At 64.5% G+C, this 13,489-nt stretch carries 14 protein-coding genes; 5 read left to right on the forward strand and 9 right to left on the reverse strand.

What is annotated here, in order from left to right; all coding sequences use genetic code 11:
- Positions 1 to 5 precede the first annotated feature (5 nt).
- Together AB0T83_RS08090 and AB0T83_RS08095 are read right to left on the reverse strand one after the other, a co-directional pair.
- The gene (locus AB0T83_RS08090) at positions 6 to 389 is read right to left on the reverse strand and encodes a cell division protein ZapA (RefSeq protein WP_366192522.1); all 384 of its coding nucleotides are present in this window, start codon (positions 387 to 389) and stop codon (positions 6 to 8) included.
- Positions 382 to 1,011 carry a hypothetical protein gene (locus AB0T83_RS08095; protein ID WP_366192523.1) on the reverse strand — a complete coding sequence of 210 codons (630 nt, stop codon included), beginning with the start codon at positions 1,009 to 1,011 and terminating at the stop codon, positions 382 to 384. The genes AB0T83_RS08090 and AB0T83_RS08095 overlap by 8 nt, the downstream gene beginning before the upstream one ends.
- Before the next feature lie 296 nt (positions 1,012 to 1,307).
- On the opposite strand from AB0T83_RS08095, the gene tkt reads away from it, so the two are divergent.
- From tkt to gap (AB0T83_RS08110), 3 genes are all read left to right on the forward strand, one after another.
- On the forward strand, positions 1,308 to 3,281 hold the full coding sequence (gene tkt / locus AB0T83_RS08100; protein WP_366192547.1) for a transketolase: 1,974 nt from the start codon (positions 1,308 to 1,310) through the stop codon (positions 3,279 to 3,281).
- A gap of 255 nt (positions 3,282 to 3,536) precedes the next feature.
- A complete protein-coding gene (gene gap, locus AB0T83_RS08105) occupies positions 3,537 to 4,541 on the forward strand; it encodes a type I glyceraldehyde-3-phosphate dehydrogenase (RefSeq protein WP_366192524.1) in 1,005 nt (334 codons plus the stop codon).
- Between the two features lie 193 nt (positions 4,542 to 4,734).
- Positions 4,735 to 5,736: a type I glyceraldehyde-3-phosphate dehydrogenase gene (gap, locus tag AB0T83_RS08110; protein ID WP_366192525.1), complete on the forward strand. Its 1,002-nt coding sequence runs from the start codon at positions 4,735 to 4,737 to the stop codon at positions 5,734 to 5,736.
- Between the two features lie 98 nt (positions 5,737 to 5,834).
- Here the strand turns inward: gap (AB0T83_RS08110) and coaD are convergent, their stop codons facing one another.
- From coaD to AB0T83_RS08125, 3 genes are all read right to left on the reverse strand, one after another.
- Entirely contained in the window at positions 5,835 to 6,329 is a 495-nt protein-coding gene (gene coaD / locus AB0T83_RS08115; protein ID WP_366192526.1) for a pantetheine-phosphate adenylyltransferase, read from the reverse strand.
- 97 nt (positions 6,330 to 6,426) lie between these two features.
- Complete coding sequence (locus AB0T83_RS08120) at positions 6,427 to 6,861, reverse strand: CBS domain-containing protein (RefSeq protein WP_366192527.1); 435 nt, start codon at positions 6,859 to 6,861, stop codon at positions 6,427 to 6,429.
- 96 nt (positions 6,862 to 6,957) lie between these two features.
- Positions 6,958 to 7,839 (reverse strand): LysR family transcriptional regulator, encoded by an 882-nt coding sequence (locus tag AB0T83_RS08125; RefSeq protein WP_366192528.1) that lies wholly within the window; start codon positions 7,837 to 7,839, stop codon positions 6,958 to 6,960.
- 95 nt (positions 7,840 to 7,934) lie between these two features.
- On the opposite strand from AB0T83_RS08125, the gene AB0T83_RS08130 reads away from it, so the two are divergent.
- A complete protein-coding gene (locus AB0T83_RS08130) occupies positions 7,935 to 9,434 on the forward strand; it encodes a CoA-acylating methylmalonate-semialdehyde dehydrogenase (RefSeq protein WP_366192529.1) in 1,500 nt (499 codons plus the stop codon).
- 73 nt (positions 9,435 to 9,507) lie between these two features.
- Here the strand turns inward: AB0T83_RS08130 and AB0T83_RS08135 are convergent, their stop codons facing one another.
- Positions 9,508 to 10,086, reverse strand: a complete 579-nt coding sequence (locus AB0T83_RS08135) for a hypothetical protein (protein WP_366192530.1) — start codon at positions 10,084 to 10,086, stop codon at positions 9,508 to 9,510.
- Positions 10,087 to 10,256: 170 nt separating this feature from the next.
- Complete coding sequence (locus tag AB0T83_RS08140; protein WP_366192531.1) at positions 10,257 to 10,853, reverse strand: lytic transglycosylase domain-containing protein; 597 nt, start codon at positions 10,851 to 10,853, stop codon at positions 10,257 to 10,259.
- A gap of 139 nt (positions 10,854 to 10,992) precedes the next feature.
- Between AB0T83_RS08140 and ssb the strand changes: the two genes are divergently transcribed.
- Positions 10,993 to 11,517, forward strand: coding sequence for a single-stranded DNA-binding protein (ssb, locus tag AB0T83_RS08145; RefSeq protein ID WP_366192532.1), 525 nt, complete (start codon positions 10,993 to 10,995; stop codon positions 11,515 to 11,517).
- A gap of 64 nt (positions 11,518 to 11,581) precedes the next feature.
- On the opposite strand, the gene AB0T83_RS08150 is transcribed toward ssb, so the two are convergent.
- Together AB0T83_RS08150 and AB0T83_RS08155 are read right to left on the reverse strand one after the other, a co-directional pair.
- A complete protein-coding gene (locus tag AB0T83_RS08150; protein WP_366192548.1) occupies positions 11,582 to 12,133 on the reverse strand; it encodes an RSP_2648 family PIN domain-containing protein in 552 nt (183 codons plus the stop codon).
- The gene (locus AB0T83_RS08155) at positions 12,133 to 13,338 is read right to left on the reverse strand and encodes an RSP_2647 family RNA methyltransferase (RefSeq protein WP_366192533.1); all 1,206 of its coding nucleotides are present in this window, start codon (positions 13,336 to 13,338) and stop codon (positions 12,133 to 12,135) included. The genes AB0T83_RS08150 and AB0T83_RS08155 overlap by 1 nt, the downstream gene beginning before the upstream one ends.
- Positions 13,339 to 13,489: the final 151 nt, after the last annotated feature.

Here is a 13,489-nt window from a genome sequence, read left to right on the forward strand (position 1 = left end):
GCGCCTCAGGACGCGCCCTGCTCCATCTCCTCGGCCAGGGCTTCGGCACGGGCCGCCAGTTCGGCCAGACCGTCGCCCACCGCTGCCGGGATCACCGGCACCTCGACCCGCTCGGCGGGACGTGATTCCAGCGTGACGATCTGCGATTTCAGCTCGGCGATTTCGGCCTTCAGGGTCTCGGTGCTGGCCTGTACCGACAGCGTCTTGTCGGCCAGCAGCAGCCCGGCCATCAACAGCATCCGCGCCTCGGGCACCCGGCCCAACTGGTCGGCCATGACGCTGATCTCATCGTCCAGCAGCTTGGCAGCGGAATGCAGGAAGTCCTGCTCGCCGTCCTGACAGGCCACGTCGAACGACCGGCCCCCGATCTTGATGGTGACTTCAGGCATCGGCGGTTTCCTCGATCAGCGGTTGCAGCGCGGCCAGAACGCTGTCGATCTCGGCCCGGTCGGCGGCCCGTGCGGCCTTGAGGGACTCGATCTCGGCGGTCAGGCTGTCGTCGAACAGGGCGCTGTCGCCACTGCCCTGGGCCATGGCCTGCCGCAGCAACACGTTGTTCTGGCGCAATTGGGCGTTGGCTTTCTGAAGCTGGCCGACGATCGCTTCCAGCGCGCCGATCCGCTCCTGCACCTCCTCCGCCTGACCATTGGCCTGCACCCCGCTCAGCCGGTCGGCGGCCTTCAGCGCGGTCAGTTCGGTTTGCGCCGACTGCAGTGCCGCGCGATCTGTTTCGATCTGCTGAACCAGCGTCGCGACCTGCCCGCGCTCCTCCTCCAGATCAGTATCTCGAAGGGCCAGTTGCGCGCGCGTCGCCTCGATCTCGGCCTGCAACGCGGCGATGTCGCCGGCATCCCCCGCAGACGCCGCCGCGGGCTGCGCTTGTGCCGCGGCTTCCAGTTCGGCCACCCGGTTCAGGGCGTCGGCCAAAGCCTTTCGGGTGGACTGATGCGCCAACCTCATACGCCCAAGGGCATCGGCCAGCCGATGCTCAAGCTCGGAAATCTCCGTCATGGTTCCCCTTTCTGCCCCAACTTAGGTACGCATATTCATTTTTTTTGATCGCACCAACCCCGAAGCTGGCGTCAACAATAGGTCGCAACAGCATCGAATCCCACAGTTTTAAACCGTCAGAATGGCTTTTTCTCGGGATGAGAGCAGTTTTTTGGCCCCGCTTGAACTTCCCATGGCAGTTGCTAAGACGCAGGGGCGCGCTGCCCCGCGCAGCTGAAGTCCAAAATCCATTCCAAGACAACTGGAGTTGCCCCTTGTCCCTGAAGACGCTGCGCGAACGCCACCCCGACCACTGGATGAAAGCCTGCGCCATCCGCGCCCTCGCACTTGACGGCGTTGCAGGTGCCAATTCCGGCCATAGCGGCATGCCCATCGGCATGGCCGACGTGGCCACGGTGCTTTTCGAGAACCACCTGAAATTCGATGCCGCCGATCCCGATTGGCCGGACCGTGACCGGTTCGTCCTGTCGGCGGGCCATGGCTCGATGCTGCTGTATGCGCTGCTGCATCTGACCGGGGTTGAAGATATCTCGCTGGACCAGATCAAGAATTTCCGCCAGTGGGGCGCCCGCACCGCCGGCCACCCGGAATACGGCCATGCCAAGGGGATCGAAACCACCACCGGCCCGCTGGGCCAGGGCATCGCCAATGCCGTGGGGTTCGCGCTGGCCGAGGAAATCCTGCGCGCCAGGTTCGGCAAGAAGGTCGTGGATCACCACACCTATGTCATCGCCGGCGACGGCTGCCTGATGGAGGGCGTCAGCCAGGAGGCCATCAGCCTGGCCGGGCGGCAGGAGCTGTCGAAACTGATCGTGCTGTGGGATGACAACAACATCACCATCGACGGCACCGTGGACATCAGCGACCGCACCGACCAACTGGCACGCTTCAGAGCGTCGGGCTGGTCCGTGCATGAATGCGACGGCCATGACCCCGCGGATATCGACGAGGCAATCACCGCCGCCAAGAAGACCGGCAAGCCGGCGCTGGTGGCCTGCAAGACGCATATCGCGCTTGGCACCGCCGCGCAGGACACCCCCAAGGGACACGGCGCGCTGACCGACCCCAAGGTCGTCGCCGATGCCAAGGCGGCATGGGGAATCGACTGGGCCGCCTATGAGGTGCCCGCCGACATCAAGGCGCAATGGGAAGAGATCGGCAGCCGCGGCGCTGAGGAACGCGACGAATGGTCGACCCGACTGGCCGGCCTGTCGGGCGCCAAGCAGCGCGAATTCGAACGCATGCAGGCGGGCGAAGCGCCCAAGAAGCTGTCGGCGGCCATCAAGGCGATGAAGCGCGACTACGCTGAATCCCAGCCGAAGATGGCGACGCGCAGCGCCAGCGAAAAGACCCTGAATGTCATCAATCCCCTGATGCCTGAAAACGTGGGCGGTTCTGCGGATCTGACCGGCTCGAACAATACCAAGTCGTCGGACATGGGCGTGCACCTGCCCGAGACCCGCGACGGCCAGTACCTGCACTACGGCATCCGCGAACACGGTATGGCGGCGGCGATGAATGGTCTGGCCCTGCACGGCGGGCTGCGCGCCTATGGCGGCACCTTCATGTGCTTTGCCGATTATGCCCGTGGCGCGATGCGTCTGTCGGCGCTGATGGGTGTGCCCGTGACCTATGTCATGACTCACGACTCGATCGGTCTTGGCGAAGACGGCCCCACGCACCAGCCTGTAGAGCATCTGGCAATGCTGCGCGCCACGCCGAACATGACCGTGATCCGCCCCGCCGACGCCACCGAGACGGCCGAAGCCTGGGAAATCGCGGCCACCGCCACCGGCACGCCGACGGTTCTGGCCCTGTCCCGCCAGGGCCTGCCCACCGTGCGCACCGAGTTCAAAACCAAGAACATGGTGGCCCAGGGCGCCTATGTGCTGGCCGAGGCCGAGGGCAAGCGCCAGGCCATCCTGCTGGCCACCGGCTCGGAAGTGTCCGTGGCCTTGGCCGCGCGCGACCTGCTGCAGGCCGAGGGCATCGGCACCCGCGTCGTTTCCATGCCGTCGTGGGAGCTGTTCGCGGCACAGGACGAAGCCTATCGCCGCCGGGTTCTGCCCGCCGGTCCGGTCCGCGTCGCCGTCGAAGCCGGTGTCGACATGGGCTGGGATCGCTGGCTGACCAGCGAGCGCGGCAAGGCCAACAAGGCCGGCTTCGTGGGCATGGAGGGCTTCGGCGCCTCGGCCCCGGCGGATGTGCTGTTCGAGAAATTCGGCATCACCGCACAGGCCGTGGCCGACAAGGTCAAGTCGCTGCTGTAACCGGCACCGAATCAAACGCGATCCAGGGGGGAGCACCGCAAGGCTGCTCCCCTTTTTGTTGCGCCCCTGCAAAAGGTGTGACCAAACGGACGCAACGACAGTATACAAAAGCATACATGTTGGCGATAACACGTCACCTTTTGCGCTAACACATTCACTTTAAATGTGTTTTTGCTTCCCATCTTAGCTGTATCTCCCGTATACGAACGCCAGACAGAGACTGTGACACCGGTCGCAAACCGCGGGAGTTCATTCATGACTGTAACGATTGGCATCAATGGTTTCGGCCGCATCGGACGCTGCACCCTGGCCCATATCGCCGCCAGCGCGCGCAACGACGTTCAGGTCGTCAAGCTCAACGCGACCGGCCCGATCGAAACCAGTGCCCACCTGCTGCGCTATGACTCGGTGCATGGCCGCTTCCCCGGCGAAGTGAAGGTCAAGGACAACACGATGGATCTGGGCCGCGGCCCGATGGAAGTGTTCTCGACCTACGAGCCGTCTGAGCTGGACTGGTCCGGCGTCGACGTGGTTCTGGAATGCACCGGCAAGTTCAACGACGGCAGCAAGGCGGATGTGCATCTGGAGCGCGGCGCCAAGAAGGTGCTGATCTCGGCCCCCGCCAAGAACGTGCACAAGACCGTGGTCTACGGCGTCAACCATCGCGATCTGGAGGCCGGGCACACCATGGTGTCGAACGGCTCCTGCACCACCAATTGCCTGGCGCCGCTGGCCAAGGTGCTGAACGATGCCATTGGAATCGAGCGTGGCATCATGACCACGATCCACAGCTACACCGGCGACCAGCCGACGCTGGACCGCCGCCACAACGACCTGTACCGCGCCCGCGCCGCCGCCATGGCGATGATCCCCACCTCGACCGGCGCCGCCAAAGCCCTGAAAGAGGTTCTGCCGGAACTTGAAGGCAAGCTGGACGGCTCGGCCATCCGGGTGCCGACGCCCAATGTCTCGGCCGTGGATCTGACCTTCGAGGCCGGCAAGGATGTCACCGTCGAGGACGTCAACGAAGTGGTGCGCGAAGCGGCTGCCGGCCATATGGGCGCGGTGCTGGGCTATGATCCCGAGCCCAAGGTCTCCATCGATTTCAACCACACCACGCAGTCGTCGATCTTTGCGCCCGACCAGACCAAGGTCGTCGGCGGGCGCACGGTGCGGGTGCTGGCCTGGTACGACAATGAATGGGGCTTCTCGGTGCGCATGGCCGATGTCGCCGCCGCCATGGGCCGTCTGACCAAATAATCCTCCCTCTCTTGCGAGACTCCTGTAGGGTCGGCCTGGTGCCGGCCCTTTTCGCATGCCTTCGCCAGCCGCGTGACACGTTAACGCGGTTGACCAGGAAGGCGGGTATGACTTAGGTACCGGCATAGAAGTTAGCGCTATCAACGTCGCGGCATTTTCCGGTCGCGACACAGGCCCCTGTCTGGAGGATCCCATGACTGTCAAACTGGCCATTAACGGGTTTGGACGTATCGGTCGCAATGTGCTTCGCGCCATTGCCGAAAGCGGCCGGACCGATGTGGAAGTCGTCGCCATCAACGATCTCGGCCCGGTGGAAACCAACGCCCATCTGCTGCGCTTTGACAGCGTGCACGGCCGTTTCCCCGGCGAAGTGAAGGTGGACGGCAACACCATCGACATCGGGCGCGGCCCGATCGAGGTCACCGCGATCCGTGATCCCAAGGAATTGCCCTGGGACGGCGTCGATGTCGCGCTGGAGTGCACCGGCATTTTCAACGACCGCGACAAGGCCGCGATGCACCTGGAAAACGGCTCCCGCCGCGTTCTGGTGTCTGCCCCGGCGTCGGGGGCTGACAAGACCATCGTCTACGGTGTCAACCACGACACGCTAACCGCCGAGGATCTGGTGGTCTCGAACGCCTCGTGTACTACCAACTGCCTGTCGCCGGTCGCCAAGCCGCTGCATGACGCCATCGGCATCACGCGCGGCTTCATGACCACGATCCACAGCTATACCGGCGACCAGCCGACGCTGGACACCATGCACAAGGACCTGTACCGCGCCCGCGCTGCCGCCATGTCGATGATCCCGACCTCGACCGGGGCCGCCAAGGCCGTGGGCCTGGTGCTGCCCGAGTTGAACGGCAAGCTGGACGGCGTCGCCATCCGGGTGCCCACGCCGAACGTCTCGGTCGTGGACCTGGTGTTCGAAGCCAGCCGCGACACCACCATCGAAGAGGTCAACGCCGTGATCCGCGCTGCTGCCGATGGTCCGCTGAAAGGCGTGCTGGGCTATACCGACGCCAAAAACGTGTCGATGGATTTCAACCACGATCCGCATTCCTCGGTGTTCCACACCGATCAGACCAAGGTGATGGACGGCAACATGGTGCGCATCCTCAGCTGGTATGACAACGAATGGGGCTTCTCGAACCGTATGGCCGATACCGCGCGGGTTCTGGGTCAGTTCGCCTGATCGGTTTTCCCGACATCTGGAAATTCTGACAACGGCCCCTCGGGGCCGTTTTCATTTCCGGCGGTCCGTCTGCGTGCCGATGGCCTGCCGACGCGCCTTCAGCCGTGGAACTTCGCTGCCAACTGGTCGCGTACGTCAGGGCTGACGAACTTCGACACGTCCCCGCCCAGGCGCGCGATTTCCTTGACCAGCCGCGAGGCGATGGCCTGGTGCTGGGCCTCGGCCATCAGGAAGACCGTCTCGACCTCGGAACTCAGGGCCCGGTTCATCCCCACCATCTGGAATTCATACTCGAAGTCCGACACCGCGCGCAGGCCGCGCAGGATGACCGAAGCGCCCACATCGCGGGCACAGTCGATCAGCAGGTTCTCGAACGGATGGGCGACGATTTCGCAGCCGGTGCCGGCGCTCAGCCGCGGCGCCTGGCTTTCGACCATGGCCACACGCTCGTCCAGCGAAAACAGCGGCCCTTTGTCCCGGTTGATGGCGACCCCCACGACCAGCCGGTCGACCAGCGAACAGCTGCGCCGGATGATGTCGGCATGTCCCAGGGTCAGCGGGTCGAATGTCCCCGGATAAAGCCCGATGCGCATGATGTTATTCCGTCGGTCGTTGCGATGCCGGCAACGCAACATCAATCAGTCGCGCATTGCAAGAGACGTCGGGCCGCAGGGTCGCGGCCCGCCGGTCTCAGTAGCCCATGATCATGCCCTGCAGGGCATCCTTCTCCATCGACAGGGTGCTGAGCTGCGCCTTGACCACGTCGCCGATCGAGATCAGGCCGACCATCTTGCCATCCTCGACAACGGGCAAGTGACGGAAGCGGCCCTCGGTCATTTTCTGGAACACTTCCGAGCTGTCCTCGTTCATCGTGCAGCTGATCGGATCGGCGGTCATCATGTCGTCCACCATGTCCGACATGCAGGATGCGCCGCGCTTGCCCAATTCGCGCACGATGTCGCGCTCGGACAGGATGCCCGCCGGCACCTCTCCGTCTTCCGAGACGATCACCGCACCGATCCGCTTTTCGGCCAGCAATTGCGCCGCAGCCTCGACGCTGGTGCCGGGTTTGATTGTCACCACGACGTCGTCAGACTTGGACTTCAGGATTTGATGGACTCGCATGGTGGCCTCCCGACACTCTCTCTTGAGCAATAATATTACCCCCGAGTCTCCGCCCCTTGAACAAAGTGTCAAGCACTATCCGCAGGTCTGTGCCAATCAGTCTGCCGGTTGCACCGAGGGGCGGCTGATTTCCTGCGCGACCTGCCGCAGCAGCAGGGATCGAAACCGCCGCATCCGGTCGAACCGGTTGTCGGCGCGGCGGCTGGCCAGGTAATAGCTGCGATGGATGGTGAACTCGGGCTTCACCCGCATCAGGCCGGGATCCTGCCGCAGGGTGAAATCATGCACCAGTCCCAGCCCCGCCCCCTGCCGCAGCCATTGCCATTGCACCAGCACCGAGTTCGACCGCAGCACCCGCTGACCCGAAATCAGATCGTCGGGAATATCCAGCGCCGGGTCGATCAGATGTTCGGGAATGTACGAGATCACCGGCAGGTCGCGCAGCGGATCGGCCACCGTGCCAGCCAGCCGCCGCGCCATTGCCAGATGCAGTTCGTAATCGGCCAGATGCAGATGCTCGACCGCCTTGGCGGTGGGCGGGCTGAGTGTCACCGCCAGATCGACCTCGCGCCCCAGGAGGTCGGTTTCCCGCGCCGTGGCCACGATCTCGATCACCAGTCCGGGATTGTCGCGGGTCAGGCGGGCGCAAACCTGCGGCAGCAGGAAGGTGGCGCAGCCATCCGGGGCGCCGATGCGGATCTTGCCGTCGATATGCCGCCCTGCCTGACGGAAGCCGCCTTCGATGTCGGTGACCAGTTCCTCCATGGCCTCGGCCTTGGGCAGCAGGCCGTGCCCGGCTTCGGTCAGATGGTAGCCCTTGGGCGATTTCGCGAACAACGTCTCGCCAAGGTCGTTCTCCAGCCGCGCCACGCGCCGCCCCACCGTGGCCGCATCCTTGCCCAGATGCTGGGCTGCGGCGGTGATGCTGCCGCGCCGGGCCACCATCAGAAATACCATCAGATCGTCGGGTTGCATCATCTGTACCTGCATTTTCGCAAAATGAATTTGCCGAACATCCTATAGCTTCCGCATTTTCGCAATGCTAGGGTCACGCCAGATCAATGGAGGACGTGATGCAAGCAATCGGTCATTATATCAACGGCGCTCAGGTGCGGGGCACTTCGGGCCGCACGGCGGATGTCTACAACCCGGCCACCGGCGAGGTTCAGGCGCAGGTCGATCTGGCCACCTCCGCCGAGATGAACGCGATCATCGACAAGGCCGCAGCAGCGCAGCAGGAATGGGCCAAGGTCAACCCCCAGCGCCGCGCCCGCATCATCATGAAATTCGGCGCGCTGATCGAACAGAACATGGACAAACTGGCCGAGGTGCTGAGCCGCGAGCATGGCAAGACCCTGCCCGACGCGCGCGGCGACGTGCAGCGCGGTCTTGAAGTGGTCGAGGTCTGCATGGGCGCCCCCAGCTTCCTGAAGGGCGACTACACCGACAGCGCCGGCCCCGGCATCGACCTGTATTCCATGCGTCAGCCGCTGGGCGTGGTCGCCGGCATCACCCCGTTCAACTTTCCCGCGATGATCCCGCTGTGGAAGATGGCCCCGGCCATCGCCGCCGGCAACGCGATGATCCTGAAACCGTCCGAGCGCGCGCCGTCGACAGCCCTGCTGTTGGCCGAGATCTTCAAGGAAGCCGGGCTGCCCGACGGTGTGCTGCAGGTGGTGAACGGCGACAAGGAAGCCGTTGACGCGATCCTCGACAACGAGACCGTGCAGGCGGTGGGCTTTGTCGGCTCGACCCCCATCGCGCAATACATCTATGGCCGCGCGGCGGCCAACGGCAAACGCGCCCAGTGTTTCGGCGGTGCCAAGAACCACATGATCGTGATGCCCGATGCGGATCTGGACAAGGCCGCCGACGCGCTGATCGGCGCGGGTTTCGGCGCGGCGGGCGAACGCTGCATGGCGATCTCGGTCGCTGTTCCGGTAGGACAGGAAACCGCCGACCGCCTGATCGACAAGCTGGTGCCGCGCATCGAGAAGCTGAAGGTCGGCCCCTATACCGCCGGCGATGACGTGGACTTTGGCCCGGTGATCACCGCCGCCGCCAAGGAGCGCATCACCGGTCTGATCGACTCGGGCGTGGATCAGGGCGCAAAGCTGGTGATCGACGGGCGGGGCTTCACGCTGCAGGGCTATGAAGACGGCTTCTTCGTCGGTCCCAGCCTGTTCGACGAGGTCACGCCGGACATGGAGATCTACAAGCAGGAGATCTTCGGCCCGGTGCTGTCTACGGTGCGCAAGGACACCTATGAAGAGGCGCTACAGTTGGTCATCGACAATGACTATGGCAACGGCACCTCGATCTTCACCGCCGATGGCGACACGGCGCGGGACTTTGCCAGCCGGGTGAATGTCGGCATGGTCGGCATCAATTTCCCGATCCCGGTGCCGCTCAGCTACTATACTTTCGGCGGCTGGAAGAAGTCGGCCTTCGGCGATTTGAACCAGTACGGCCCCGATGCCTTCCGGTTTTACACCAAGACCAAGACCGTGACCGCGCGGTGGTTCTCGGGGATCAAGGACGGCGCGGCGTTGAACTTCAAGGCGCTGGACTGATCCACGGCGGATACGAAACGCAAAAAAGCCCCGGCACTGGCCGGGGCTTTTTCATGTTCGGAGTGCGGCAGGCTCAGCGGCGGCGGCGCAACCGGCCGATGCCGATCAATCCGCCCAGACCGCCAACCAGCAGCAAGCCCGCCGCGGGCAGCGGCACCGGGGAAGTCGGCGGGTTCGACGGGTTTGCAAGCTGCGCCGAGTAGACCGAGATGTGGCTGATGTCCTGCGCCTGGCCATGCTTGTTGACCAGCCCAAGCAGGCCCGTGTCCCAAGTGGCCGAGGTGATGCCGCCCGAGAAATAGTTGGCAGCAAAGCCGGCGCCGTTCTTGTAGACGACGAATTCGACCGGGGCGGTGGTGGTCCAGCTGCCCATGGTGCTGGGCGCCCCCCCGGTATAGGCGACGGTCAGGATCCCGCCTTCTGATGTCAGGGGCGAGTTCACGCGATCCAGAAGCGTCAGCGTGGACGAGTTGTAGCTGCCAAGGCTGTCCACGAAGGCGAGAAGAAAGGAATTTGTCGCGCTGTCGTTAAAGTTTGGGCCATTGCCGAGAAAGGTCTGGCTGGCAGTGGGCGTCGGGGTCAGGGTCGCGGCACTGACGGATGTGGCGGCGGCGAAAATCATCGCCAGGACAGCAAGTATCGGTTTGCGCATTTTCGGGTCTCCAGAACACGAGGGCTTGAAGGAACCTTAACGCGGCAGGGGTGCCGTATCACCAAATGGCTGACCAAGTGGTTAATGGATCAACCTATAGATGAATTTGAAATCATTGGGTTTTCCGGAACATCAGCGACGCGGCGCCAACCGCGGCCAAGCGGGCAAGGCTACCCCGGCAAGCCGAGGATCTTGCGCACATAGTTCTGGGTTTCCCGATAGGGCGGTACGCCGTTGTACTTCTCGACGGCGCCGGGACCGGCGTTGTAGGCGGCCAGCGCCAGCCGCCAGGATCCGAAACGTTCGTACTGACGCCGCAGGTAGCGCGCGCCGCCTTCCAGGTTCTGATGCGGGTCATGGGGGTCGACGCCCAGACCTCGCGCGGTCTGCGGCATCAGTTGCGCCAGCCCGATGGCGCCCTTGGGCGACACCGCGCGCGGGTTCCAGGCGCTTTCCTGCTGCACCAGCCGGGTGAACAGGCTTTGCGGCACCCGATGTTTGCGCGCGACGGCCTCGGCCACCGGCAGATATATCCCGCGATATTTCGAGGTCTTCACGCCCGGCAAGCGGATCGCGCCGGAAAAATCGGTCTGCGGCTGCAGGCGCGAGGAATATTCGTACTGCTGCGAGGACCGGCGATCCAGAACGGCCGTCTGCGACTTGAAGATGGTCGAGCGCGCCTTGCTGGACACACGCGCCTGATCGCCCGCCACCGGGGCGGCCAGAAGACTGCCGATCAATAACCCTGCCAGGGGTGCCTTGCGCATGAGGTGCCTGCTCTGCTCTTTTGGCAACCCATAGCCAATTTTTGCCCGCATTGCCAGTGTTCCGTCGCGCAGCGTCTGTTCCTGCCCGCGACTGCGTGGTTTAAAGCGAACAACAACAGGAATCGCGAAAGGCAACATCATGGCAGGGTCGGTGAACAAGGTCATCCTGGTGGGCAATCTGGGGCGCGACCCCGAGGTGCGCACCTTCCAGAACGGCGGCAAGGTGGTGAACCTGCGCATTGCCACCTCGGAACGATGGCGCGACCGTAACACCGGCGAGAACCGCGAGCGCACCGAATGGCACAGCGTCGCGATCTTCTCGGAACCGCTGGCCAAGGTGGCCGAGCAATACCTGCGCAAGGGATCCAAGGTCTATCTGGAAGGCCAGCTGGAAACCCGCAAGTGGCAGGATCAAAGCGGCAATGACCGCTACAGCACCGAGGTTGTCCTGCGGCCCTTCAAGGGCGAACTAACCATGCTGGATGGCCGTTCCGAAGGCGGTAGCGGTGGCGGCGGAGGCAGCTTCGGTGGTGGTGGCAGCGGCGGCGGCTATGACGATCGTGGTGGATCGGGCGGTGGCTATGGCGGCGGTCAGGGTGGCGGTGGCGGTGGCGGCAGTCAGCCCCCCTCCTCGGGCATTGACGACGACGAAATCCCGTTCTGAGCCCAGGTCAACGGATTTGCGAGCCGCCCCCTTGGGTGGCTCGTTGCGTTTTCACCTCGGGGTGTCAGCTGCCCCGCGCTGCCAGCGCCTTGCCCAACCGGGGCAGCCGCGCCTTTTTCAGGATGCGGCGCAGGTCTGCCGGAGTCACGGGGCCGGTACAGAGCGGGGCCACGATCTGTTGCGCCAGTTGGGTCACCTGCTTTGGCCGGTCGTCCAGCGCCTCCAGCAACAGTTCATCTGGATGGCGCGGTCGCAGGCTGTGACGGGCCAGGGTGCGGCCCGGAAAATCACGCAGGTTGAAGGTCACCAGATCGCGCGCCTCGGCGGCAAGGGCAGCGGCAAGAACATGCCGATCATTGTCATCAGGCAGGCTGAGCCGGTCCTCGACCGCCGCATCCGGCACAACCTCGGCGCCGGGAAACAACGCCCGGACGCTGGCGATCTCCTGCGCGACCTGTCCGGCCTGTTCGGGATGCTGCCGCAGCACGGCGCGGCGCCATTCCTCAAGAATGCGCGGGCTCCAACGCACCTCGGCCCAGCCCGCCTGCGCCAGTCCAAGGATCAGTGCACGCGGCACCGTGGGATAGAGCACACAGGCATCGACCAGCAGCCGCATCACCAGACCCGGAAGAACAGCGCCTTGAGATAGCCGGATTCGGCCAGCTGCGGGTGCTGCGGGTGATCCGGCGCGGCAAAGCCGGTGTGGATCACCTGTCCCTGCCGTCCGGCCCGGCCCAATCCACGGATGCAAGCCGCGCGGAATTTCTCGATGGTGGCCGCGTGCGAGCAGGAACACAGACCCAGGTACCCCCCGGGCGCCACCAGCGAGGCCCCCAGCCGCGCCACGCGTTCATAAGCGCGCAAGCCCGCGTCCAGTGCCTGTTTCGACGGTGCGAAGGCCGGCGGGTCGCAGATCACCAGGTCGAATTGTGCGCTCTCTTGCGCCAGCGTGGTCATCACCTCGAACGCATCGCCCTGCCGGGTCTGGAACCGCTCCCCGACACCGCTGGCCGCGGCCCCCTGCGCGGCCAGATCCAGCGCCGGCACCGAACCATCCACCGCCAGCGCGCTGTCCGCCCCTGCCGCCAGCGCCGCCAGACCGAAGCCGCCCACATGCGAAAAGACATCCAACACCCGCCCGCCCCGCGCCAGACCGGCGGCAAAGGCATGGTTGTCGCGCTGGTCGAAGAACAGCCCCGTCTTTTGCCCGCCCAGCACATCGGCCAGATAGGTTGCACCGTTCATCGGAACCGGAATCGGCCCTTCGACCGCACCGCGCAGGGGGCGACTGACCTCGTCCAACCCCTCCAGCTTGCGCGCCCGGCCCGCGCCGTTCATCAGCACCGTGGTGACACCGGTGACGTCGCACAGCACCTCGGTCAGCAGATCAAGCCGCGCGTCGGCCCAGGCCGCGTTGGGCTGAATCACCGCCACATCGCCGAACCTGTCGACAATGACCCCGGGCAGACCGTCGGCCTCGGCGTGGATCAGCCGGTAGAAGGGCGCGGCATACAGCCGGTCGCGATGCGCCAGCGCGCGGGCAATCCGCGTTGTCATCCAGTCGGCATCGATCTGCGCGGTGGGATCTGGGTCCAGCACCCGCGCGATGATCTTCGAGTCCGGGTTGACGGTGACCAGCGCCAGCGGCCCCCGCTCGGCATCTTCCAGAACCGCAAGCGATCCCGGCGCCAGCGCCTTTGTGCGCCGGTCGGTGACCACCTGGTTGCCGTAAACCCATGGGAATCCGTGACGAACGGGCCGGGGGTCGATCTTCGGGCGCAACCGGATGGTGCCGGTCGCCGATGCGCTGGGGGCGTTCATGGCCGCTCCTGTTTGTCTGGGAATACAGTGGTGATTGACGCAATTCGGCACAATGCGCAATCATGACCGTGCTCCTTCCTGCCGCAGCCTGTCGTTTCCACTGGCATTGATAGCGCTAACGGCATATATGACGCGAGAATTCGCCAAGACG

Source organism: Meridianimarinicoccus marinus (assembly GCF_040689105.1).
GTDB classification, from domain to species: domain Bacteria; phylum Pseudomonadota; class Alphaproteobacteria; order Rhodobacterales; family Rhodobacteraceae; genus Meridianimarinicoccus; species Meridianimarinicoccus marinus.

Coding starts and splice junctions, on each gene's coding strand:
- AB0T83_RS08090 (WP_366192522.1), bottom strand. CDS start 389: ATGCCTGAAGTCACCATCAAGATCGGGGGCCGGTCGTTCGACGTGGCC.
- AB0T83_RS08095 (WP_366192523.1), bottom strand. CDS start 1,011: ATGACGGAGATTTCCGAGCTTGAGCATCGGCTGGCCGATGCCCTTGGG.
- tkt (WP_366192547.1), top strand. CDS start 1,308: ATGAAAGCCTGCGCCATCCGCGCCCTCGCACTTGACGGCGTTGCAGGT.
- gap (WP_366192524.1), top strand. CDS start 3,537: ATGACTGTAACGATTGGCATCAATGGTTTCGGCCGCATCGGACGCTGC.
- gap (WP_366192525.1), top strand. CDS start 4,735: ATGACTGTCAAACTGGCCATTAACGGGTTTGGACGTATCGGTCGCAAT.
- coaD (WP_366192526.1), bottom strand. CDS start 6,329: ATGCGCATCGGGCTTTATCCGGGGACATTCGACCCGCTGACCCTGGGA.
- AB0T83_RS08120 (WP_366192527.1), bottom strand. CDS start 6,861: ATGCGAGTCCATCAAATCCTGAAGTCCAAGTCTGACGACGTCGTGGTG.
- AB0T83_RS08125 (WP_366192528.1), bottom strand. CDS start 7,839: ATGATGCAACCCGACGATCTGATGGTATTTCTGATGGTGGCCCGGCGC.
- AB0T83_RS08130 (WP_366192529.1), top strand. CDS start 7,935: ATGCAAGCAATCGGTCATTATATCAACGGCGCTCAGGTGCGGGGCACT.
- AB0T83_RS08135 (WP_366192530.1), bottom strand. CDS start 10,086: ATGCGCAAACCGATACTTGCTGTCCTGGCGATGATTTTCGCCGCCGCC.
- AB0T83_RS08140 (WP_366192531.1), bottom strand. CDS start 10,853: ATGCGCAAGGCACCCCTGGCAGGGTTATTGATCGGCAGTCTTCTGGCC.
- ssb (WP_366192532.1), top strand. CDS start 10,993: ATGGCAGGGTCGGTGAACAAGGTCATCCTGGTGGGCAATCTGGGGCGC.
- AB0T83_RS08150 (WP_366192548.1), bottom strand. CDS start 12,133: ATGCGGCTGCTGGTCGATGCCTGTGTGCTCTATCCCACGGTGCCGCGT.
- AB0T83_RS08155 (WP_366192533.1), bottom strand. CDS start 13,338: ATGAACGCCCCCAGCGCATCGGCGACCGGCACCATCCGGTTGCGCCCG.